The 22,552-nt window shown below is 70.0% G+C and carries 21 protein-coding genes and 3 pseudogenes; 1 reads left to right on the top strand and 23 read right to left on the bottom strand.

Annotated elements, in window-relative coordinates; genetic code table 11:
* Window positions 1–19: 19 nt before the first annotated feature.
* The 15 genes and pseudogenes from A3Q37_RS01155 to A3Q37_RS37555 form a co-directional block, all read right to left on the bottom strand.
* Window positions 20–964, bottom strand: a complete 945-nt coding sequence (locus A3Q37_RS01155) for a DUF317 domain-containing protein (protein WP_065476252.1) — start codon at window positions 962–964, stop codon at window positions 20–22.
* Between the two features lie 123 nt (window positions 965–1,087).
* Window positions 1,088–1,930: a winged helix-turn-helix transcriptional regulator gene (locus A3Q37_RS01150; protein WP_255311692.1), complete on the bottom strand. Its 843-nt coding sequence runs from the start codon at window positions 1,928–1,930 to the stop codon at window positions 1,088–1,090.
* A gap of 23 nt (window positions 1,931–1,953) precedes the next feature.
* Window positions 1,954–2,781: a large ATP-binding protein gene (locus A3Q37_RS01145; RefSeq protein WP_065476247.1), complete on the bottom strand. Its 828-nt coding sequence runs from the start codon at window positions 2,779–2,781 to the stop codon at window positions 1,954–1,956.
* The gene (locus tag A3Q37_RS01140; protein WP_065476244.1) at window positions 2,778–3,443 is read right to left on the bottom strand and encodes a hypothetical protein; all 666 of its coding nucleotides are present in this window, start codon (window positions 3,441–3,443) and stop codon (window positions 2,778–2,780) included. The genes A3Q37_RS01145 and A3Q37_RS01140 overlap by 4 nt, the downstream gene beginning before the upstream one ends.
* A complete protein-coding gene (locus tag A3Q37_RS01135; RefSeq protein WP_065476241.1) occupies window positions 3,440–3,910 on the bottom strand; it encodes a hypothetical protein in 471 nt (156 codons plus the stop codon). The genes A3Q37_RS01140 and A3Q37_RS01135 overlap by 4 nt, the downstream gene beginning before the upstream one ends.
* Entirely contained in the window at window positions 3,907–4,674 is a 768-nt protein-coding gene (locus tag A3Q37_RS01130) for a glycosyl hydrolase (protein ID WP_065476238.1), read from the bottom strand. Before A3Q37_RS01130 ends, A3Q37_RS01135 begins: the two co-directional genes overlap by 4 nt.
* Complete coding sequence (locus A3Q37_RS01125) at window positions 4,671–5,270, bottom strand: DUF4913 domain-containing protein (protein ID WP_065476235.1); 600 nt, start codon at window positions 5,268–5,270, stop codon at window positions 4,671–4,673. The genes A3Q37_RS01130 and A3Q37_RS01125 overlap by 4 nt, the downstream gene beginning before the upstream one ends.
* A gap of 93 nt (window positions 5,271–5,363) precedes the next feature.
* Window positions 5,364–6,269, bottom strand: a pseudogene (locus tag A3Q37_RS35220) (DNA cytosine methyltransferase); the annotation flags it as partial.
* A 121-nt stretch (window positions 6,270–6,390) separates the two neighbouring features.
* Window positions 6,391–6,564 (bottom strand): annotated as a pseudogene (locus tag A3Q37_RS37560) (DNA cytosine methyltransferase); the annotation flags it as partial.
* Between the two features lies 1 nt (window position 6,565).
* Window positions 6,566–7,033 (bottom strand): hypothetical protein, encoded by a 468-nt coding sequence (locus A3Q37_RS01115; RefSeq protein WP_255311691.1) that lies wholly within the window; start codon window positions 7,031–7,033, stop codon window positions 6,566–6,568.
* A 154-nt stretch (window positions 7,034–7,187) separates the two neighbouring features.
* On the bottom strand, window positions 7,188–8,357 hold the full coding sequence (locus A3Q37_RS01110) for a DnaB-like helicase N-terminal domain-containing protein (RefSeq protein ID WP_065476230.1): 1,170 nt from the start codon (window positions 8,355–8,357) through the stop codon (window positions 7,188–7,190).
* Window positions 8,354–8,611 (bottom strand): hypothetical protein, encoded by a 258-nt coding sequence (locus A3Q37_RS35215; protein ID WP_369691435.1) that lies wholly within the window; start codon window positions 8,609–8,611, stop codon window positions 8,354–8,356. The genes A3Q37_RS01110 and A3Q37_RS35215 overlap by 4 nt, the downstream gene beginning before the upstream one ends.
* Before the next feature lie 228 nt (window positions 8,612–8,839).
* Window positions 8,840–10,625 (bottom strand): annotated as a pseudogene (locus tag A3Q37_RS01105) (type IV secretory system conjugative DNA transfer family protein).
* Between the two features lie 58 nt (window positions 10,626–10,683).
* Window positions 10,684–11,406 carry a hypothetical protein gene (locus A3Q37_RS01095; RefSeq protein ID WP_255311690.1) on the bottom strand — a complete coding sequence of 241 codons (723 nt, stop codon included), beginning with the start codon at window positions 11,404–11,406 and terminating at the stop codon, window positions 10,684–10,686.
* An 89-nt stretch (window positions 11,407–11,495) separates the two neighbouring features.
* Window positions 11,496–12,770, bottom strand: coding sequence for a hypothetical protein (locus A3Q37_RS37555; RefSeq protein ID WP_255311689.1), 1,275 nt, complete (start codon window positions 12,768–12,770; stop codon window positions 11,496–11,498).
* A gap of 310 nt (window positions 12,771–13,080) precedes the next feature.
* On the opposite strand from A3Q37_RS37555, the gene A3Q37_RS01085 reads away from it, so the two are divergent.
* Window positions 13,081–13,782: a hypothetical protein gene (locus A3Q37_RS01085; RefSeq protein WP_065476212.1), complete on the top strand. Its 702-nt coding sequence runs from the start codon at window positions 13,081–13,083 to the stop codon at window positions 13,780–13,782.
* 90 nt (window positions 13,783–13,872) lie between these two features.
* On the opposite strand, the gene A3Q37_RS01080 is transcribed toward A3Q37_RS01085, so the two are convergent.
* From A3Q37_RS01080 to A3Q37_RS01045, 8 genes are all read right to left on the bottom strand, one after another.
* Window positions 13,873–14,370 carry a hypothetical protein gene (locus A3Q37_RS01080; protein WP_065476208.1) on the bottom strand — a complete coding sequence of 166 codons (498 nt, stop codon included), beginning with the start codon at window positions 14,368–14,370 and terminating at the stop codon, window positions 13,873–13,875.
* Window positions 14,371–14,396: 26 nt separating this feature from the next.
* Window positions 14,397–15,164, bottom strand: coding sequence for a hypothetical protein (locus A3Q37_RS01075; RefSeq protein ID WP_065476206.1), 768 nt, complete (start codon window positions 15,162–15,164; stop codon window positions 14,397–14,399).
* 94 nt (window positions 15,165–15,258) lie between these two features.
* Window positions 15,259–16,188, bottom strand: a complete 930-nt coding sequence (locus A3Q37_RS37550; protein ID WP_255311688.1) for a hypothetical protein — start codon at window positions 16,186–16,188, stop codon at window positions 15,259–15,261.
* 355 nt (window positions 16,189–16,543) lie between these two features.
* Window positions 16,544–17,176 carry a hypothetical protein gene (locus A3Q37_RS01065; RefSeq protein WP_065476198.1) on the bottom strand — a complete coding sequence of 211 codons (633 nt, stop codon included), beginning with the start codon at window positions 17,174–17,176 and terminating at the stop codon, window positions 16,544–16,546.
* Between the two features lie 343 nt (window positions 17,177–17,519).
* Complete coding sequence (locus tag A3Q37_RS01060; RefSeq protein ID WP_065476195.1) at window positions 17,520–19,025, bottom strand: ATP-binding protein; 1,506 nt, start codon at window positions 19,023–19,025, stop codon at window positions 17,520–17,522.
* 25 nt (window positions 19,026–19,050) lie between these two features.
* Window positions 19,051–19,503, bottom strand: a complete 453-nt coding sequence (locus A3Q37_RS01055) for a DUF6238 family protein (protein ID WP_065476193.1) — start codon at window positions 19,501–19,503, stop codon at window positions 19,051–19,053.
* Between the two features lie 36 nt (window positions 19,504–19,539).
* Window positions 19,540–21,012, bottom strand: a complete 1,473-nt coding sequence (locus A3Q37_RS01050) for an SCO6880 family protein (protein WP_065476190.1) — start codon at window positions 21,010–21,012, stop codon at window positions 19,540–19,542.
* A gap of 144 nt (window positions 21,013–21,156) precedes the next feature.
* Entirely contained in the window at window positions 21,157–22,539 is a 1,383-nt protein-coding gene (locus A3Q37_RS01045) for an ATP-binding protein (RefSeq protein WP_065476186.1), read from the bottom strand.
* Window positions 22,540–22,552: the final 13 nt, after the last annotated feature.

The following is a 22,552-nucleotide window of genomic DNA, read 5'->3' as shown; positions in this document are numbered from 1 at the left end:
TCCGGAAGAGGAGCAGGGGTCAGCGGCTGCGGCGCGGGGTCGACGCGCTGGCCGACGGCCTGGCCGCGAGAGCAGGCGCGGGACTCCCGGACGGGTTCAGGGCCGAAGCCGACGTGCGGCTTCGGGCGGCCATGACCCGGAGATCGGCGGCCGTCCGGGGGAATCGCGCGGCGCGTTGGACGGCCTGCGTGACAGCAGTGCGGCGTACGTCGAGGGGAGTGGGAGCCCGGGGGACTTGGGGTGTGCTCGGGGTGACGGGGGTGAGCGAGACCAGGTGCGCCACCTCTCGGTGGATGTGGTGGCGCTCGCGTACCACCGGGGCTGGATCGACCATGGTGGCTGCAGTCGCGGCTATCAGGTGGGAGGGCGTACGAGCCGAGAAGACCGCCTCCGCTCGGGTGCCCCAGCCGCGTGGACCCGCCCAGAGCGTGACGGCTTCGTCGTCATGACGGTAGAGGCGGTTGTCGATGAGGGCGCCTGCTTGTCCGTCCGGAGCGACGATCTCGACGGTGCCGGATGCGGCTCCGCCGTTGCGAGTCCAGCCGGCGTCGGTCAGTGGCCGTACGGCGTCGGCCCAGTAGATCGACGGGTTCTCAAGGAAGCGTCCGTTGCCGTCGTAGACATCGGCTTCGGCGTAGTCGCGGGCCAACGCGGTGGTCAGGCCGACGACGATCTCGGGGGGCGTGTTGTGGTTGAAGGTGGCCGTCCAGCGGGTCGAGGAGGTGGCCTCTGCGGCTGCGGTGATCTTCCACAGTTCGAAGTCGTCGCCGTACCAGCCGATGCGAATTCGGTCGTCCGGCGAGGTGATGACGAGCTGGCAGGGGCCGTCGTCGAGGTAGCGGTGAGGCCAGTGGGCGACCGGTTCGAAGCTGGGGTCGCCGGTCCCGCCGGTACCGGCCAGGTACATCGGGCTGACCAGTACCTCCTGGGACAGATAGTTGTCGTTGGGCTGCTGGACGCTCATGGTCGAGACTCCGGGCACGTAGGGGGGAACGAGCCCGCGTGTGCGGCAGGGTGAAGGGCTGCGGTGCACGCGGACGCGGTGACAGCGGCGAGACGACACTGGCTCTCAGCACCAGCACCTGGATCACCGCCCCCGGCCCGGGGCCGACCGGGCGGTGACAGCCGCTGGCATCCGCGGTTGCGGCTGCGGCGCGTGGCTGAACAGGTCGTTCGGCGCGGTGGCACTCCGACGCAGGGCCGCTGCGGTCCGGCCACCGTCCCCTGCCAGCCGGGCATTCGTGTGGGCCCGTGTGGCCGCCGCGACGCGGGCGGGACTCGACGAGGTCTTGAGCGTGGTGATGGGTTCGCTCCAGTGCTCGACGGTCGTGTAGACGGCTCCCAGCGCCTGACCAGCATCGGTCAGCGTGTAAGGGTCACCGTGGCGCGGGCCTGTGCGAGTGATCAGGCAGGCAGCCTGGAGCCGGGAGAGCTGCTGCCCGCTAAGACTGTTGCTCAGGCCTGCCTCCTCGGCGATGTGGGCGTATCGCATCGGGCCGACCGCGTCGAGGATCTGAATCACGGCGGTCGAGTGCCGATGATGTAGACGGCGCAGTGCGTCTTCGACGCGTTCGGCTTCTGCCATCTGGCCGAGCGGGAGGTAAGCATGGGACCAGTCCGAAAGGGTGTGGAATACGGGAGCGAGGGACTCGCCGAGCGTGCTCAGCCGGTACGGAGCACCGCGACGGTCGTCGTCCCGAGTAACCAGCCCGTCAGCGTGCATCGTGGCCAGACGCTTACCGATGAGTTGCTCGCTGACGAAGGGGAGCTGGGCGGCGACGTCGCGGATGCGCATGGGACGGCTCTCCTGGGCCAGGGTCATCGCCGACCAAGCAGTCCACTTCGGCCCCATAAGGGAGAGCGCGTCTTCGACGCGCTGAGCATCGACCGCGCCTATGGGGAAGGAGGGAGGCTTCATCGAGGTGGACACGGGCGCGTCCTTTCTGGAAGGGGTCAGCGAGAACGGGAGGGGGCGCCGGCCGTTGTGGTGATGGGAAGGGTGGCCGAGTCGGCGAGCGCGCCAGACTTGGTCTGCATGGTGGTGCGGCCGAGGGCGGCGGACACCCGTGACGTCGTCGCACGACCATCACGTAGGGCGGCTTCACCCTGCGCAGTGAGCGAGAGGAGCTGGCCTGGCTGATACACGTTCTCGTTGGTGTCCTGATGCAGTAGCCCGTCGGCGACCAGCCGCTGCATGGTCTGCGGGAAGACCGCCAGGTCCTGCCGCTGGGCTTTCTCCCCTGAAATGTACGGGTCCTCGCCGATCGCGTTGCGACGAACGCGAACGCCTCCGGCCGCTACGGCTTCGAGGGCTGCCAGCCCGCGCTCCCCTGCGACGGCCCAGTCGTCGTTCCGGTCGGGCCTCGTCTTCTGGACCTGCCCGTGGCTCTTGTCCGTCGCACGCTGAGCAGGATCAGGCGAGGTAAGAAGCCGCCGGTAGTCGGACATCGACTCGACGAGCTGGCTGTATGCCCGGTCTTGCTGCGCTAGAACGTCACCGAGTTCGGGGAGGGCGGCCTGCAGCAGCATGTACGACACCTTGGCGCGGCTGACTTCACCGCGACCGACGCCATCGAGCAGCCGCTGAGCCCGCTGGACCACGTTGAGCACGTTCTCGTGTCGTTCATCCAATGCCGCTGCGGCTCCGATGACGCGCGTCGCGGCCTGGTGCAGGGCCTTCCCTGGACGATGCGCGAGGGCGGGCACGCTGACATTCCCGACGCCGAGCACTTCGACGACGTAATAGGGCCCAGGCTGTGTGTCTGCGTCGTACGGGTTCACTCCGTGGCCTCCATCCGGGCGAGCAGCGAACGGACTAGAGTGGGAAGGCTGTCAGGACCGTCGCCGAGCCGGACGTGGTCAGTCACCTCGTCGAGGACGTACGTGGCGTCTTCGAGAAGGCCGCCGGAGATCTCCATGCAGGCGTCGGTGATCCGGGAGGCAGCGAGCAAGGACTCGGAGAGCACCTCGACGTATTCGTCCGGCGCGAGACCGGCGGCGTCGGCCGCAGTACGGATCGCCTCCAACTCCAGCGCGCTGAAACTGAAGTCGAAGTCATGGCCCTGCTCCACGCTGGCCGGGGCGGAAAAGGCGGAGTCCGGTGGTTCCGTGGGGATGCCGACGCGTGTGCAGATCCGGTCGACCGAAGCGGTCAGCTCGGCCAGGGACTCGGTGAGCCATCCCAGCGCGGAGGCGTAGGAGGCCAGGGTGAAGAGACCTGCCGGCGTCGTGGGGAGCGGATCGTCGGCCACGAACCCTTCGAGCCGGTCGTTCAGCTCGCAGATCACCTGGGGCCCGGCGGACAGAGCACCGAGTACGGGATGAAGGTAGGAGCGGCTGGCGGCCGTCGGATAGTCGGCGGTGAGGATTCCAGAGACGCGGTGCGCAGCATCGGTGAGCAGGCTTGCCAGTTCGGCCCTGAGCGGGGCGTGATCGGAGGTCATCGCTGGGGAGCCTTTCGAGAGGCAGCGGCCGGAGACTGGGCTGCTGCTGGATAGGTCGACGGAGCAGCCGTCGACTGGTTCGCAAGGGGCGAGCGGGCGCGGGCGGCCTGCACCCGGGCCGCCGTACGGGAGTCCGCCTCGGTACCTCGCTCAGGGCCGGTACGGAGGTGAGCGGAGCGGTAGACCGAGTAGTCCTTCCGGCTTCCGGCGGCAACGAGGTAGACCTCGCGCTTGTGGTTCGAGCTGGGCGGGGCCGGGCGGAACTGGATGACCATCCGGTAGGAGACGGACGGATCCACGTACACCTTGTGATATCCGGCGAGACGCCCCTTCAGGGGTAGGCAGTCGTCGCTTCCGTGGACCAGGTTCTGCAGCTCCAGCAGCGCCAGATCACGGATGCGATCGGGGAGGTTCCGCAGATCCTCAATGGCGTCGGGATGCGCTGCGAAGGCGAAGCGGGCGCTCACAGCAGCCTCCCCTGTACCGAACGCTGTACCGGTACGGCTGCCGCGGACTGGTGGGCACCAGAGGCGGTCTTCGGTATCTCGGAGCTGCCGGCCGAGCGGGCGAGGGCGGCACGGGTCCGGAGAGCGGCAGCTTCACCGAGGTGGTCCGGTGGCTGCGGCAGCGGGGTGCTGCGGTCGTCCAGCCAGCGGAGAGCGGTCTCCTCATCGGGGAACGCGCCCTCGCGCAGCGTGTACGTGTGGGCGTTGGAGTCCCCCTCTTCGAGGAAGAGGCGAATGGGTGCCTCAACGGCCTCGCCATCGCGGGTCAACGTCCATGCCTCGCACGGGTCGTAGTCCGAGGTCTGGCTCTCGATGACCTCGTACCGCGCGCCTGACTCCCGGATCTGTGCTTCGATACGAACGGTGAGATCGTCGGCGGGAGTGGAGAATCCGGCGCCTACTTCGGCTATCTGGTCGGGTGGACAACCGTGCTCGATCAACCAGTTCTGGGCGAAGGGGACCGTGGCGTGGTAGGCCGCCTCCATGGTGAACGTGTTGAGGCTGAGATCCCGCGCGACCTTGATCGCGGCTACCTGCGGCTCGCCGGGGACACCCCACGTGACCGACCCATCATGAGCGACGACGTAAGAGTGTGAGCCGTGGGGAGCTGTGTGGTGCTCGGTCAGGACCGTCAGGTCGCCTGACCAGAACTGCTGCTCCGCGTACTCGGAGTCAGCGTCGGCGGGTGCAAGATCGTCGAGGTGAAAGTCGAGTTCCGTGCTCATTCCGTCGCTCCCGACTGCTCAGGCGCCGGGGTGACCAGCACTCGGTGGTTCGGCCGGGTCGGGCTCGTCGTACACGCGGCGAAGGGGCCGTCGGGGGCCCGGAGGTGGACCAGCGCCTGGTCCAGGTGGTCGCGGTGCCAGGTCGAAGGACCTGACAGGCCGGCCTCGGTATCAGTGAGCTGCTGCCACGCGAGCCAGAGCGCGTGCAGCCGGGCGACGGCCTCCGGGTGTTCGTCCCACCGCGCGCACCACGGGCGGGACGAGCTGATTTCTCGTCCGTAGACGGGGAGGAAGAGGTAGTTCACCCAGTCGCTGAGCGCGGTGAGTTCGGCGGTGTACGCTTCCCCGCCCAGGGCGAGGATGAACACCGAGGCGGGGCCCTCTCCCTGCGCGGAGTCGGCCGCCTCGGCTTCCGGAACGTCGTCCGTGTGCTGGTTGGCAACCGGAACAGGATCGGAGCCGAGGCGGTCGAGGAGGGCGCCGTGCTGCCTGACCTCGGCCATGGTCTTGGCGAGGGTGCTGGCGAGGTCGTCGAGATCCCCGTCGGGGATGCGGAACGGCTCGGGGCCGGGGGTGGTCGGGCTGGTGTCGGACATCGGGGCGTGCTCCATCTGTGAGACGGCGACATGCCCGAGAGGATCCGGAGAATCCGCGGTTTGGTGCGGCCGGAAAGATCCGGTAGTGGGGCGCTACCCGCCCGCGCAGCGAGGACAGCGAGGGAAGGACGGTGCCAGCAACTGCATTGCCCTTGCCGCTTGTTGAGGGACGACACCGTTGCCGAGCGCGGTGAGCTGCGCCGGTCGTCCGAGTCCCGGCGTGGCGGTGACCCAGCCGGCATCGAGGCCCTGCAGCCATTCCACGAAGTCGGCGCGGAGCCGACCGGCCGCGTCGGTGGGCTCGGGGACCGGCCGGGTGAGCATCTCCCATCGGGTGATTGCTGCTGCGTACGGCCCCCATCGCCGGTCCGCTCCGCGGACTCCGTCGACTCCTCCGTCCAGAGCGGCAGGACCACCGCCGACAAGCAGGGACGCCACCCCTTCCCCGGGCGGCGGCCCGGAGTCCCCGTGTCGCTGGCCCTCGGCGTGGGCAGCAGCGACGCCGCCGCACTGGGCAGGGTCATGTCCCCGTTGCCGTGCCGCTGGTTCGGCGAGCCCTTGATCCCGTCCGACGCCTTCGGGGTCGGCAGCAGCAGCCACTCGACCTCGTCGGCCAAGTTCGGACCGTGCCCCCCGCTCTTCCTCTTCGCCGGATGCTGCGAGCCGCCGTTCTTCCCGATGTTGCTGGTCGGCGTCTTCAGCAGGGTCTCCGGTGGGCCAGGCGGCGAGGAAGGTCCGCTCGCGGCGGTGCGGGGCCCCGACGTCGGAGGCACGAAGCACGAGCCACGTCGCGTCGTACCCGAGGTCGGCCAGGGATCCGAGTACGGCACCGAGTGCCCGCAGAGGAGGCTGACCTGCGGTGTCTCCCAGACACCACGGGCAGAATTCCACGTCGCCAGGGGAACCGGCGGGGGAGGTGAGGAGGCCGCGCACATTCTCGATCACAACCAGGCAGGGACGGAGGGCCTCGACCGCACGGGCGACGTGCAGCCAGAGCCCGGAGCGGGTCTGGGCGTTGAGACCGGCCCGACGGCCGGCGACCGAGACGTCTTTGACAGGGGAAGCCGGCCGTCAGGACACACACCCGGGGAACGAGGGACCAGTCGACGGCTGTGATGTCGCCCAGGTTCGGGACGCCCGGCCAGTGGCGGGCCAGGATGCGCGAGGCGTTCGGATCAACCTCGGCGTGCCAGGCCAGCGTCCCGCCGAGGGCGGACTGCACGCCCAGGTCCAGCCCTCCGTACCCCGAGCAGAGCGACCCGATGAGCGGAGGGCGCACGATGGCGGTCCGCATGTCACCGCCCCCGTGCGGTCCGGCTCGAGGCAGCAGCCGCCGGTGGAACGGTGGAGGGAGCTGCGGCGGGAAGCGGGGCCGCGGTCGTGGACCGGCTGCGGGCGGCCCGGAGCTGCCGGGACGGAGGCGACGCCGCTGCCGCCGCAGCGTAAAGGGAGTAGGAGGCGTCCCGGAGGGACGCGTCCGCCAGACCGAGCGCGTCACCTATCACCAGCGTGGCCGCTTCGCGCGCATCCATCGCGTCGGGCTGGTCGCGCAGGTGCTCGGTTCGCTCAAGGAAGGAGAGCTGGTGCGCCACCGAGCCGAGCGCGGAAGCCACCTCCCCGGCGGGCTCCACAGCAACGGCGAAGCCCCTGACGACCCTGGTCGTGTGATCGTCCAGGTCCGGAGACGCGGTGCGGAAGAGGATCTCGTCGCCCAGGGCGGTGATCCTCTTTCCGAGTTCCGAGATCTGCTTGGCGACCGTCACGCTGTCCGGTCCGCGGAGAGGATCTCCGGGGATCGGGAGCTTGCCACGTAGAGCGTCGAAGTTCTCGGCTGCGGACCGCAAGGCTCGGACGTCGGATACAGGTGTGGTGTTCACGATGAGGTCCAGTGGAGAGGAGTGACGTGCGGGGGAGGCTTCAGCTGGGGCCGAGGGACCGTGGTCGTACGGCGGCTGACCTGGGCGCACCTCGGGATAGCGCCGAGGGCGGCGAGGGAAGGCTCGGTGAGCTGCGGGCGAGGGCGGCCTGCACCTGGGCGGGGCGAGGCACGTTGTCCGAAGGAGCTGGGGCCTTCGGCGCCGGAGGCGGGTCGCCGGTCGCCAACTGCCAGCGGGTGCGCACCTCGTCGAGAGGACCGAGTACATAGAGCGCGTGGTTGATCAGTGGCCCGGGGCCCAGGGCCTCGTCCTGGGCCAAGGCTCGGACGGCGCGGGCGGAAGCAGCTGCGGTGCGGGTCACGGAGGACCGCATGACCCGTTCACCCAGCCATTCCGCGCTGCCGGGGCCTACGCCGTCGCAGATCGCGGTGAGCTGCTCGCCCGACAGCGTGCCGTCCGCCAGAAGGCCCCGCCGCTGGGCCTCCCAGAGCAGGGTGATCCGGTCGATGGGCTCGCCCCGGTGGTGCAGGGCACCGAGACACCGGTAGAGCTGCCCGTGGCCCGGGTCGGCGAAGTCCCCCGGCCGCAACCAGCCCACCACCTCCTCCATGCCCTTCGGCTGCTCGGCGAGGACGGCGAGCAGGAAACGCTCGTCCCCGGCAACCTGGTCGGCCTGAACCGTCGGCGTGGTCGGAACGGTGGTCGGCGGGGCAGGCGGCGCGACCGGACGCGGTTCGGTACCCCAGCGCCGCGCGAGATCGGTGAGCACCCCGGCCAGGACATCCGCCGACCGCAGCGCACCCTCGACCTCTCCCCGCAGGACGTCGGCCCGAGCCGCCTGGTGGAGACGGATCGCGTGCTCGGCAACGGTCCGGTGGATCGCACCCTCCAGCACCATGCGGCCGTACACCGGAGCATGCTCGGGACGCGGGCAGGCCGAGACCAGGGTGTGGGCGTACACCGCGGTCAGCCCTCGGACGTGACGGTCGGCCTCGACGACGGAGTCGGTCACCCACGACAGAGGCACCGGACCATCAGCCGCTGCCGCCGGGTGACCGTCGTGTCGGAGCTTCCGCAGCGCGGTGAACAAAGCCCGGTGAACCGGACGGTCGAAGTGATCGGGCGCGAGCCAGTCCAGGTGCGCGAGCTGGTTCGGGTCGAGCAGTACCGAGCCGAGGACTGCCTGCTCCGCCCGCAACAGCGGGTTCATCGTCGCCCTCGGCTACGAGAAGCCAGCGGATCGCCCTGCGCGGTGCGCAGAACGGCGACCGACTGGTCGGCGGCGGCCATCAACGCGGCGAAGCGGTCCAGCTCGCCGGTGAAGGCCGGATCGGTAGCGATGACCGAACCCGAATCGACGACTAGGCACCACTTGCCGTCACGCCGTACGGCCGGCGACCCGGCGAGCCGTCCGGAGCGAGGTACGGAGAAGGGCACGGAGGAGTAGTTACTGCGCGAGGACACGATGGGACTCCAGAACGCGGAGAGGTGGGGGGCGCCCGACTGCCTGGACGGGGGCGCCGGATCGGCAGGGAACAGCGGTCCGGCTTGCCGTTCTCCGGGGTGGCGTCCGCGACGGCGTCGAAGACGTCGACCGTCGTCCCGAGCGCTCGTGGACAGTGCCCCGGTCGATCGGTGCCTGATCCAGAGGCCGCCGGCTGCTATGCAGAAGCGCCTCGGGGACGGGGGCGATCATGCCGACAGCTCGAAGTCGTCGTGGCCGATGGTCTTGGCGAGGGCTCGCTCGGTGATCGCCTTCGTGGCACGGGCGGAGGCCGGCCCGACGACCTTGGCGGAGGGCTCCTTGTACCAGGGCCTGAGGTTGAGCATGGCGACCCGGATCCCGGTGGCCAGCAGCAACACCTTGCCCTTCGGGAGGGCGCGGATCGCGTCGGGCGGCAGGATCCGCTCGGTACGCATGCTCACCGAGGTGGACTTGCCACCCTCGCTGGTCGACACCGAGGTGGTCTGGACGTCGTGGTCACCGACCTGCCGACTGAGACGGTCGGCGAAGTCGGCGTCATCAATGCCCGAACCGATGATCTTGACGGTGGCGGCGGAGTACAGGGCGTCCATCCCGGCCTCGCCCCAGCACCGCTGGCCCTGCCGATAACTCTGCAAGATCGTCATCGGGATCACGCCCCGGCTGCCCAAGTGGCTGTAGAGATCGGGGAGATCGGAGATGCGGCAGACGTTCGCGGCCTCGTCGAGGACGCACAGAGCAGGCGGGTCGAGTCGCCCGCCGGAGCGCTCGGCGACGATGACCGCCGCGCGCATGACGGCGTCGGCCGCCGCCGCGATGATCGCGCTCGCGCTGCCGCCGCCGTCCTTGCTGAGGAGGTACAGCGTGTCGCGAGACGTGGCGAAGGCGAAGGGCTTGAACTCGGGGAGGTCCTCGTTCGGCGTGACCCAGGCGGCGACATCCGGGTCGAGCAGGCAGCTCGCGTACTGCCTCGCGGTCTCGAAGATGCCATCGCGGGTTTCGGTTGCGCCGGAGACGGTGCCCTGGAGCTGGGCGGCGACCGCGTCGTGGCCGGCGTCGGTGAGCAGGTCCACCGGGGTGCGGTCGGCCGGGGTGGCGAGCCAGGCCAGGACGTCGGTGATCGGCCGCCGGTGGCTGGCGGCGGCCAGGAACAGCGCGCCGAGGGTGTTGCTCGCGGCGGTGGACCAGAAGTCGGAGCCCGACGACTCGTCCACGCTCGCGGAGACGAAGTGCCCGGCCAAGCGTTTCGCCCCAGCCAGGTCGCGGGCGTCGGCCAGGATGTCCCACCACATCTCGCGCGGGTGGTGCGCGATCTGCTGCGGATCGAGGGTCCAGACGGTGCCGACCTCGGCGCGGGCGTCCACCGTCGCGGTGAAGGCGTCGTTCGCGGCCTTGTTACTGGTGAGCAGGACCGGGCCGGGAGCCGAGAGAATTGCGGGGATCGCCAGTCCGGATGTCTTCCCGCTTCGAGGAGCCATGATCGCGACGATCACGTCCTCCCAGGAAGCCCGGACCTCGGCACGACCGGGGTCGAGGGTGCCGAGCAGGATGCCGCGGTCGGCGGGCGCGACCTCTTTTACGCTCCCGGTCGCTGAGGGAGGGGCGGAGGCTCTTCGCCTTCGCGGTGCTCTCCTTGTCCAGCAGCGGCGCCAGCTCGCCCTTCCGGGCGAGGCCGGTCCTGGAGCCGGAGCGCCAGCGCATCCACAGCACGAGGCCGGTGGTGGCCAGGGCCAGGGTGATCAGGCCGGGGACGAGGCGGGCGCCGACCAGCAGCGCGGTGGTGCTCAGGGTCGGCCACAGCACCTCGGGGTGCAGCAGGGCGTCCGTCGCGCGGAACGGTGTCCACGGCCCGCTGCCGAAAAGGGAGTTCATGACATTGCCGGTCAACCAGGCGAGAGAGCCGAAGGATATGGCGGCGCCGAGGACGCCGAAGAGGAGGTAGAGGAGCGCGTCCGACCCGGTGGTGGTCGAGGGCGCACTGGTACGTGGGGGCACGGCGGTTCCTTGAGGGTGCGAGCGGGCGATGGCGGGGCGCGCTCGGCTCTCGTGTCGTTCACGGGTCTGCTCCTTGACGGCCGGAGGGGAACGTTTCAGCGCTGGGGACTGGCAGGCCGTGCCGTGGGCGGGGGCGGCGTGGCGGGGCACTGGTCTCGACGCCGGCCTTGGCCGCGACGGGCGAGACCTGGAGGGCGACTGCCTGCAGCCGGACCTCGGGATCGAGATTCCCCTCGGTGGTGCGAGCGACCAGGTCCGGGGCGACCGAGCCGGCACCGAAGACGTCGTCGAGCAGTTCCCGGCTCCGCAGGGTGCGGACGTTCTCGTGATGCCGGAGGTCTGCCCGCTGGGCCGGGCACGCGGCGACCCCGTCCGCAGCGACCGCCAACTCCTCGTGGACGTCGCGGAGCATCTCGTGTGCGGCGGCCAGTACCTTCCAGGTCTCCCAAGTGGGGTAATAGACTTCGGGGTCGGCGGGAAACTCCAGGCGGCCACGGGTCCAGTCGGCGGCAGTGGCGACGAGTTCGGTCAGTTCGGGCAGAACCCCGACCAGCGCGCCATTGATCTCCTTGATGATCCCGGCCACTTCGTCGGGCGTGGCGTCCTCGTGGAGGCGAGCGATCATTCCGCGGACTGAGTACGGATCGGCGGAAGCGCTGGGCAGGTGCCGGGCCTGCAGTGGGCTGTCGGAGCCGGGCGCGTTGCTGCGCTGGGCGAGCCGGATGTTGTGCTGCATGGCAGCGCCGACGGCCTCGCCGATGCTGGAGTAGTGCTCGGGCATGTCGCCCTCCTTAGTAGTGGTCGTGGACGGGCGAGCCGACTGCGGGCGCGCGACGGGCTGGCGGCTGGCGGCGGCCAGGACGACCTGAGTCACAGTCGGGGGCCTGGCGCGCGCGGCGGGAGGCCGGCCGCGCTGGGCTGCGTCGATCGAGAGTCGGGAGACGCGGAGACCTGAGCCTTGGCCGCTGCAGGCGAAGCGGCGACGGCGGCGCCTCGGAATTGAGGGAGCCATCGAGAGCGCGTCTGCGCCTGGTCCGAGGGCTGTTGCCCACGGCCGACACCGAGCAACTCGTCGTCCGAATCAACGAGTTCCGACATGGCCGAGTGGACGAAGTCCTCGGCGAAGCCGAACCGGTCGGCGAGCTGGAACGCCTCATCGTCGAGATCGGTGATCTGCTCGCCTGCCGCCTCCAGCGCCTCCCGGATGCGCTCCAGCGCGCCGTGCTCGGGATCGAGGAGGTGGTCGAGAGCCTGCTTCAGGTCGACGCCGGTCTCGGCGGACCTGATCTGTTCGGTGAGCCGGAGGAGTTCCGCTCCGGCGGCGTAGGGCCCGAGCGGATTCGCCGAGGTGAACGCCTTGGTGGTGTCCAGGGCGGGGTCGAGGTCGACACCGTAGCGAGCGGCGCGGAGCATCTCGGCAGCGTGGGTGGCGATGGCCGCCCGGTCATCGGTCGGGGTAGTGGTGGGGAGGCGGTGACGTCGGCCGTACCAGTCGTCGATCTGCTGGAAGCCGGCGTGCTTGAGGAGTGTGGCGGACAGGTCGTCGCTGGCGCCCTTGGCCGAGACGCTGCCGCTGGGCTCGGCGGTGATGGTGATGGAGGGGGAAGGCATGCGGGTCTCCTGGGTGCGGGGCGTCGATTGCGGAGCGATGGGCAGGTGGCCCAGCTCGGCGGCGAGAAGTTGGCACTCGGATTGCAGACGGAAGGCGTCGCGATAGCCGTTGTGGAGGCTTCCGTCCTCACGAGCGATGGTGGCCACGACGTGCACCTGCCGTGGCCGGTTACGTACGGCGATCCACCGACAGGCATCCGGATCACCTTCCGGAGCGATCCCGGTGACGTCCACCAAGCGCCGGGCGACAGCGGCCCACTGCGAGTCGGTGAGGTCCGGCTGTCGAGGATCGGAGCGAACCGAGCAGACCCACGTCGGCTGCGCGGGTACACGAGTACCGAGCCGTTCGACGGGTGCGTCGAGGGCGTGCGCCAAGTAGGGCAGCGAGCCGGGCTCGGCAAGCAGTTCGATCGGGGCTCCGTGACCTTCGCCCGCGATCAGCCGAGGGCTGACGTGGTCGCCACGTTCGCCGGGACCGTACAGGTACGAGAGCAGCCCCTCGGTGTTGCTGGCACGCTGCAGGTGAGCGATCACGGCGTCTACCTCGAAGGAGTAGCGGACACGAGCCCGGTGTTCGGGCCGTCACGGGAGAGGATCCGCGGAATCCGCGATTTGGCCCGGCCGGACTTTGCGGGTAGGTGTCGCCGCTTATCCCAAGGCACTGAGGGCGTGTGAGTTGCCGCGACCGGCGGCCATGGTTCGGCTCGGGGGAAGTGGTGTTGGACGGATCGCTTCGCGCCCGTCGGCCAGCAGTTGGAGGCGTGCTGTAGTAGCGCCCCGCCCGGATGGGTGACATGTAGTGGTTCGACCAGCTGTCAATCCCGGTTTGCGAGACCCTCAAGCTATGACGGAACACAGCGCAGCAGCATCCGAAGTCCGCGTCAATATCACTGCCTTGAACCTGTCGTTCGCGGATCTGGCGATTACCAGCGCGTCCACCGACGTGGTACGTGGGTTCGGAGGAGACCTGGTTGAACTAGAGGAATGGGTGCGGGACGGCTTCGCCGATGGCGCCTCGTGGTGCCGAATCGGCAACGAGGCCCATACCGTGAGCGAAGGCGACGCCGAACTCCGCCTTGTGCCGCGGTCGGATACACCGGACTGGCACCTGAACTACTTTTACGCCGGTTGGGAATCTGAGGAGGGAAAGCAGATTCCGCCGCAGTATCGGCTGCAGTACGCGCGGTATGTGGACCGCCGACACGAGGTGCGTGAAGGGTGCCTCACAGGCAAGGACCTGCGTGTCGTTGCGGCGAAGGATGGGGCTGAAGGCGTTGACCTGCTGGTACGGCACCATCGCGCCCAGCTCACCGAGTGGTATAAAGCCCTCGACGCCCTTCTCTCTTCGGTCCAGAGCACCCCGGACCTCCCTGGATGGGCAAAGGCGGTTGCTAAGGAAGAATTGCTGAACTGGCACCGAACCCGCGAATACATGACGAGCGCCGTGATGGAGTACCACCACGGCGACGCCGGGCTTCGCCCCGAGACCGTGTGGGGAAATCTGCGTTTTGACTTCTCCGCGACCTCGGTGGACCTGGTTCCCTGATTCCGGTCGATGGCCATTACAGCTCGGACTGCGCCCCGTCGTTAGCTGAACCTCACGAAGGGAGGCGGGCCGGGGCGGGGCGCCGGGCCGTCAGAAGTGGGGGTTCTCCGTCGGCCGGTCGGCCTCGGTGGCGGCCTGGAGCAGCTCGGCGAGGTCTCCGGGCTCGGAGGAGCGCTGGTCGATCCACCAGCCGGCGCGAGTGACGAAGCGCGCGGCCTCCTCGATCGCCTCCCACTCCTTCTCATCGGTTTCCCCTTCGAGTACCAGGGCGGTGTAGGCGGCGGCGAGGACCTGATGACGACAGCGCACACCCCAGGCGACGGCCCGCTCGGTCCCCTCCAGCGGAGGCATCCGGTACTGCTCCGACCAGGCTTCCGACTCGGCCTGCTCTTCGGCTCGCTTGGCCTCCAGCCAGGCCGCCTTGTCCTGCTCGTCCCCCACCTTGGCGGCCCGCCAGCAGTCCGTGCACTCCTGCTTGGCGAGCCATTCGGCGAAGCCCGCGCGGCGATCGGCCGCCCGGCCGGACAGGTCGCGCTCGGTGTGGTGGCCGCACGAGTGGGTGATGGGCCAGATGGTCTTCACAGCCATGAGAACTGCTCCTTACGGAAGGTGAGTTAGCGATTTCGGGAGAACGCGATGCGCGGGTCGACGGGGCGACCTGAAGCTCCGGAGGCAGCGGCGGCGGGAGTCGGCGCCTTGTCCCGGAGGCCCGAGCGCGCTGGGCTCGCTGCGAGCGCGGCGGCGTCGCGAGATTTGTTGGGCGTGGCGCCCTGACCGGGGAGGAGGCGCTCGGCGCTCGTGGGCGCGGGAGCGCGGCGCAGCGCCGCGTCGTGGGCGAGGTGGGGATGAACAGCGACCTGGAGACCGGACCGCTGCATCGCCACCGTGGCGCTGGCGACCTTCTGCACGGACTCGGTGCGGTCGGCGGTGACGGGCAGCGTGTAGATGTCCAGATTCGGGTCCAGCCGCCAGCCGTGCTCCTCCAGGATGAGCTGGCCGCCGAGCGCCGAGGAGTGGTCGCTGGTGGCCGCAACGATGCCGAGCTGCGGATGCTCGGCGAACGCCACCTCGGGATCTGCGCGCGGGGCCCGGTCACGGGTGGAGTTCGCACGGGAGGCCAGCGAGGGGTCGTACGCGGCGTCCACGTCGACCTGGTAGCCGGCCTCGCGCAGCAGCGCGACTGCCCGGGAGGTACGCCCCGGTCCGTCACGCTGCTGATCAGCCAGTGCGTACAGCGTCGGCTGGTCCGGTACGGGGTGGAAGTCGAACCGAGCCAACATCCACACGGTGGAGACGAGTTGCTTCGGGTTCGCGGCGACGATGCCGTGGTCAGGGTGGTGACCGAAGGCGACATCGGGAAGTGATTGGTAATGGGTGGGCATGGCTGATCCATCCGGTGTGGGCGTGCAGGGCAGGGGCCAGGTCCGGGATGGCTCTGGTGGTACGAGGCACGGAGGACTCTGAGAGGGGAGGCGGTCAGCGACCGGGGGCGGACGGGGGGCGGGCCGGAGGTACGGGACTGACGGCCGCCGCCGTGGAAGGGAGCGCCGAGGAAGCACGGCGCTGCGCAGCCGTCGGCGAGGGCGCGAGAGCAGCACGTACCCGTGGTGGCGCAGGCGTCGACGCAGCGACCTGGTTCTCGCGGACCCGGTCCTTCCCGGGGCGCACGGCATGGCGGTCGGCCAGATCGCCGCGTATCGCGCGCAGCTCGATCGCGTAGGAGTCGAGGCTCTCAGCGATGGTGCGCAGACGCTGCGCGTAGCGGTGATCGGCTGGTTCGCCGAACCCTTCCCACCACTCGGCCGTCGTGTCGAGGATCTCCACGACCCGCTGAAGAACGCCGTCGCCCGGGGCGGTCACTTCGCTCAGGTTGGCGACCATGTCGCGCGTATGCGTCGACGCCTGGATGTGTTTGGCCAGAAACCCGAGGCGGTCGCCGAGGCTCGTCTCCGGGATCCAGTGGGGAGGCATGTCGTGTTCCAGCAGGTCAGGGTCGCACGAGACATCGAAGCCGTCGGCCCGCAGCATGTCGAAGGCCCGGGTCACCACCAGCCGCTGCTCCTCAGGGTCGGTCATGGCCGAGGGCAGCCGGTGGTAGTGCCCACCGCCGAACTCGACGGCCGGGACGAAGCCCGCGCGGTGGAGCACCGCGTCGGCGGCGATGTCGTGAGCGAACCGTTTCGGCTCTGTTCGTGGAGGTACGCCGAGCTGATCCAGACGGGTGTCGACGGCGGCCAGCAACCTTGTGACGTCGCCGCGGTGCCGGGCGTGCGGGCCGTCCGGCTCCGAGTCGTAGATCACTTCGTAGGCTGCTGGCTCATCGCTGCGGTGGCGGGTGACGAGCCAGCTCTCGGGATACCCGGGTGGGTGCTCGCTGGACGGTTCCTGCGGCGGCGAGATGATCACGTCGCTGCCGTCTGGAAGCGAGGCATGGACGAAGTAGTCGCTGAGGCCGTACTCGACGGTGCAGACCAGGCCGCGTTGCCGAAGGGGGGATGTGAGGTGCCCGTACCCGCGTTCCTGCTCCGGGTCGCTGTCCGGCGCCCGTGAGGCAGCGGGCCCGCTTGTACGCGCGGTGACACGCGCGCCCTCCCGTTGGAGGGTAACCAGGGGCTGATCGGGGGGCATCGATGGTCTCCGTGGCTGAGCGCCCCAGAGTCGACGACACGGGTCAACGTGAGGGGCGCGTGTATGGGTACCGGTGTTATGAGGATCCGGAGATCGGCAGGTTTGGCCGAGCCGGAATGCGGTGGTAGTGGCGTCAGCGGGACCGATGGGGAGGTGTCGGCGACGCCGGAGGCACAGGGGGCGGGGTTGGTGGAGCTGTGCTGGTGCCGGAGGCCGATCGCTTGAGCGCCACCCGCACCCGCTCGGTCTGCGAGGGCTGCTCGGGTTCCGGCCGAGAGGTCACGTATTCAGCGGCCCGCACCAGCGCCGGGCCGTGCAGCGACAGCTCGTGCGCGTCGTGCCAGCCCTCGGCGTTCCGGATTTCACGGGCCCGGCCCTCGTAGAGCGCCCGGGTGCCGGGGAGGGAGCCGTCCATGATCGTCATGACGTCGTCCCACTCGCGCTGGATCTGTCCGGCGCGCTTCAGGGCGGCGTCGATGCTGCTCAGGCGCCGGAGGTCCTCACTGATCGGCTCCCCGAGGTAATCGGCACCAGTAGCGGCAGCGCGGACCCCGGCCAATACCTCGGGACCGTGAGCGAGGAAGACCTCGACGTGTTTCCACGCCTGGGCGTCGCGTACGACCTTGCCGTCCGCGTAGCCCTTCTCGTCCACCGGCCAACCGTCGTGGTCGCAGAAGTAGTCCGAGACGGCGTCCCAGGCGTCTTCTGCCTGCTTGATACCGGCAGAAGCGGAGGCCAGTGCCGGGACGTGTTGCCGCCACGCCATGTGGTCGTTGCCTGCCGGTGACTGATCTTCGTTAGGTGAGGGAGAGCTGGACGAAGTGGGCACGTTGAGTCCTTGGTTCCGGTGGCGGCGCCACCGCGAATGCGGCAGCGAAGAGGGATGGCGGCGGGTGGACGCCGACGGGTTCCTCTGCGTCCCGGCGGAACCGCGTCCGAAGGCGGGCTTCGGCACGACGGCCCAGTGGTGAGCTGGGCTGGGCTGGGCCGGCCTTTCCAGTCGTCCGGCGGTTCGCGGACACTGAGAATCACCGCAGGGGTGCAGCCCGTCTCGGGAAGCAGGCGATCCGTGAAGGTAAGCAACTCGACTGCGGCTAGAAGCGGTTGAGCTATCCCGACATGCGTGCGTCAGTGTCGAAGAGTTCGCGTTCGGAAGGGTGGAGGAGGTGTTGGGTGACGAAGCTCCGACCGGCGACCTTCCACAGGCCCCTGCCCTTGGTGAGGGAGGAGACGGCCTGGGTTTCTACTCCAGTGAGCCCCAACAGTGCTGCTGCCGCTGCTAGTTGATCGCTCTCCTGCCGGTAGATGATGCGTGTGCTGCAGTCCGCGAGGAGCCCCTCGGCCAGTACCCGGCCGCGCGATCCGGCGTCGCCCGCGCTGAGCAGGTCGGAAAGCCGGTGGATGACCAGCAAGTTCGCGATGCCGAGCCCTCGACTGAGCTTCCACTGGCTCTGCATCCGTTCCAGCAGCGCGATGTGCTTCAGGACGCGCCATCCTTCGTCGTAGATCACCCAGCGTCGGCCGCCGCCAGGGTCTGCGAGAGCGGACTCCATCCAGGCGCTGGCGCAGGTCATCGCCAGAACCAGACCGGTGTCGTCGCCTGAGTTGCCGAGCCGGGAGAGGTCGATCGAGAGCATCGGCGTCGTCGGGTCGAAGGCGACGGTCGAGGGGGCGTCGAACATCCCGCTGAGGTCTCCATGTACGAGCCGACGCAGGGCGTGGGCAAGGTCCTGAGCTGCGTGACCCATCCCGTCGGCGGGGCGGCCGAAGCCGCGGTCGAGGCGGTCCGGCGAGCCCATGACATCGGCGATGTCGCCGAGGAGCGGCACCGTGCCGCGAACCTTGGCCTCGGCGACGACCAGGTCCAGGCCGAGGTCGAGGGCCGTGTGCTCCATCGGCAGCAGATCGCGGTTCAGTACGGTGCGGGCAAGGCTGGCCAGCAGCGCGAGACGCCGTTTGCGTACTTCGGCGGACCAGTCCTCTTCGGTCACCGACGCGGGCCGCGCCGGGGCATCCAGAGGATTGAGACGTCCGGGGAGCCCCGGTCCCAGGGCGATGGTGTGGCCGCCGAGAGCCTGTGCCACGTTCGACCATTCACCCTTCGGGTCGCTGGGCACATAGATCTTGTAACCGTGGGCGATGGCACGCGTCGCGATGGACTTCGCCAGCGCCGACTTCCCCATGCCGATGATTCCCGCCAACACCGCGTTGGGGTTGGTGAAGCCCTCGATCCGCCCGCTGTTGTACAGGGCGAACGGGTCGTAGCAGAAGGCGGCCTCCGCGTGCACGTCCCTGCCGATGAAGATCCCGGACGAGCCGAGTCCGCCCTCGGCCAAGAACGGGTAAGCGCCGCTGACCGTGGCGGTCGTCATCCGGTGAGCGGGCAGCCGCAGCTTGCTGCCGCGCGCCGAGGCAGGTCCGGGCCGCCCCGACGCCGGGTAGACCGGTCGCAGCTCCGGGTCGAGGGCGGCCTCCTTGCGGTGCTTGGGCGGTGCCCCGGCCAGTTGTGCCTGGCGGCGGGCGGCGGCGAAACCGGCGCGGGCCGCGCGCTGTTGGGCGCGGGATGCCTTGCGGGGGACGAACAGGTGGGAGGCGCTGGCGCGGGTCCTGGGCATGAACGTTTCTCCGGGGGGTGAGTGGTCAGTGGCGGATCTGGCCGGTGAACGGCGCGCGCAGGTCGGCGGGGCTGGAGTGGCGCCGTACGAGGCGGGCGGTTCGCTGGTGGCGCTGGCAGATGGTGAGTTCCGGAGCGCCTTCGGGCAGTCCGGGGCGGCACGCTTCCCGGGTAGGAAGCTCGCCGGAGCCGGGCCGGGGGGATGCGTGGTAGGCGCTGTGGATGTGGTCGGCGGCCTGCCAGATACGGGTGCGCGCACCGTGGAGGTGATCGCCTTCGACCGGTACGAGGGGACCGGTGCGTGAGGTGTGCGCGTCGAGCAGCCCGTGCAGGGACACGAGGTGGGCGTGCAGGGCGTCCAGCTCGTCCCGGGACGCGACGAGCGGGCCGGCGGGGAGGTTGAGCGCTCGGTGGAAGTCGAGCGCGGCGGTCGCGAAGGGTACGAAGTCCTGCGCGGGCGGGGCAGGGGTACGGGACATGAGGGTGCTCTTTCCGGACGCGGGGAGGCGCGGGCGTCAGGCGGCGAGCGCGAGCGGCATCGCCGCAGCGGTGAAGGCGCTGGCCTGCTGCCAGGTGAGCGGGCGCAGGTCGAGCCCGGCGCCGACCGCCGCGGTTTCCACCACCGCGCAGTCGGAGCGCAGCTCGTCTTCGGAGTCAGCGGAGACGGTCAGCAGACCCGTCAGGGCCACATCCGCGTGGCCGGCGATGAGCTGACGCTCACGCGCCTGGATGTCCTGGTACTCGATCGCGTCCGCCTCGGATTCGACCTGGCCACGCCGTGCGCGCTCGGCGGCGTCCGCGACCACGCTCGCCTTCTTACGCTGGATGTCGCGCAGGGCGGCGTCCACGCTCACCGGCTCGTAGGCGAGCGAGAGCGTGCGGCGCACGCCCGCCGTGAACAGGAGCTGGTGCAGGAACCCGGCTCCGACCGTGGTGCGGGGCCAGTTCTCCACCCAGTAGGTGGAATGGAACGCGGAGTCGGAGACGATGTGGTCGCCCTTCTCCACGACCACGACGGGGCCGGCGGCGGCGGGCTCGGCCTCGGGGCGGCCGGAGGCGGACCAGCGGTCCAGCGCGGGCAGGGCCTTGGGGTCGTACGCCGTGCGCACGACGGCCGCTATCTCGCGAGCCGTGAGCCAGCCGGTGGGGTTGAGTCCGGCGGTCCGCGCGGCCTGTTCGAAGGTCGATGTCAGCTGGGCCAGGACGCTGAAGCTGCCGGGGAGGCCGCCGCCAGCCCGGTTGATCAGCCGCTGTGCGGCCTTGGCGTCCAGGCTGATGGCGACGTACGCCTCGTGCGGCGCGGCGGCGGGGCCCGCGCTCTGGATCAGCTCGGTGTAGATCGCGCCCGCGAGCGGGGTGTCGGGCCGGCCGTGCTCCTCCCAGTACCGGCGAAGGGCGTCACCGCTGTCGGGGACCGTACGCTCGACGACCTGGATGCGGGCGACGTGCCCGGTACGGGCCAGCGCGGCGAGCGCCCGGCCCCACCCGGCGACGTTCGCGTTCTGCGTGCCCGGGTCCAGGAGCGCGTAGGCGCGGGAGGAGACCTTGACGACGGCGGTCAGCGACCCGGTGTGGGGATCGTGCACGGCGCCGTACCGCCGGTCGGGCGCGGTGACGACACGCAGGCTGGCGGAGGTGCCCGGCAGATTGAGGTGCCCCTCACGTACGGGACGTCGGGACGGGCGGGCGAGCCAGATCAACTGGCCCCGCATCCGGCGCAGCGCGTACCGGAGGACGATCGGAGTCCAGTCGGCGAGGGACCGACCGCGCTTGCGGACGAACACGAGCAGGGCGATGGCGCTCCACAGCGGGATGAGCTGGAGCGCGCCGACGACGCCGCGGGTCATGATCACGGCGAGCAGCAGCAGCCCGGTGAGCCCGGCGACGATGAGCTGGGGGACGGTGAGGCCGAGCAGTACGCCTCGGCGACTGCGGTGCGGGAACTTGACGGTGGCCGAGGCGGTTTCGGCCTGGGATCGGGCAGACATGGCGGGTCCAGACAGTGGGTGCGAGTGCGGCAGGGCGGAGGGCGCGGCGCTCTTCTGGAGGACATGGCAGGGCTCCTTCGGTGGTGATCGGGGGAGTCGGGGGCGGACTGCTGGGTGCCAGCCCGCCCCCGTACTCGTGGCGGGTCAGGATCCGGACGGCGGACGGGTCGGGAAGACCCAGTTCGTCTCGGACCCGGTGGGCGATGGACCGCCGCCGGTCGGCGGCGGAGACCCGGGGCCGCCCGGAGCTGCCGAGCCGACGCGCGGCATGCTCCCGCCCGGAATCGACACCGCAGCGGGCTGGGCTGCGGAGCCGTCCTCGCCATCGGCGGCTTCCGTGCCGCCGGGTCGGTTGATCAGCGGTGGGATGCCGGGCCGCTGGATGAGGGCCCGCCCCTTGTCACCGGAGGCGTCCGGGTCTTCGCCGTACCGGAAGTTCGTCCGGGCCTTCGGCGGTCCGGAGTCGATGCCCTCCTTGCTCAGGTTCCCGCCGGTGGGGTTGATGCCGGAGGTGACACCGTCGCTCCCCGCGCCGGGAACCTCGCTGGGCCCCTGCGGGGCGGGGGTGCCGGTGCCGGCCTGCATCGCGAGGGTGCCGGCCGTCTTCGCGGCGCCTGCGGCAACCGCCACTCCGGCGACGCCGGTGCGGTGCAGATCGTCGTTACCGCCGCCGTCGCTGGCCCAGTGAATGAACTTGTACGTCGCGTAGGGGCAGAGCAGCACCAGGATCATGACGACGAGTCCGGCCAGTGCGTCGGAGAGCGCGGCCATGCCGTCCTGCGAGTCGGCCTTGCCCATCGCCGAGACGCCGATGAGGAAGACCACGGTCATCAGGAGCTTTGACACGACGAGCGTTGCGGTGGCTTCGATCCAGCCGCGCCGCCAGCGCTTCGCCACCTCCCAGCCGCCGCCCGCTCCGGCGAAGACTGCCAGGGAGACGAGGATCAGCACGCCGACCTTCCGCGCGACCATGACGCACCAGTACATGAACGCGCCGATGGCACAGCCGAAGGCGACCAGGGACGGGACGCCCCAGCCCAGGCCGTACATCGCTCCAAGTTGCTGAACGTTGATGATGCGGCGGATGGCGTCGTCCACCGAGGTGTTCGCGGCTTGGAACAGGCCGTCGGACAGCACGTCGACGACCGTGATCGCGACGGACGTGAAGGCGACGGCGCAGAAGCTGAACAGGATCCCGGTCATCGTGCCGACCGCAGCCTGCGCCAGGGCACGCTCGTCCCGCCTCCAGGCGGCGGACACCAAGGCGATGCAGAAGAAGCCGACGGTAAGCGCGAGGCCGACCGGAAGCAACAGCTCGTAGTTGGTCCTAAACCACTGAGCGTTGAGGTCGATCGCGGTGGTCGAGTTCACGGCGTCGGCGGCGAGATCCGCAGCGCTCGCCGCGAGTTCACCCGCGGACTTCGCGATCCACGCCCCGATGCCGTCGGTGACGGCCCCGGCCGGGTTGCTGGCGAAATCGACCGCGCCGCAGACCTTGTCCATCAGCGGAAAGTCGCAGACTCCCATGGCGATACCTCCT

It is taken from the genome of Streptomyces sp. PTY087I2, from assembly GCF_001687325.1.
Lineage (GTDB): Bacteria > Actinomycetota > Actinomycetes > Streptomycetales > Streptomycetaceae > Streptomyces.
This window is presented reverse-complemented; position numbering and strand designations above follow the sequence as displayed.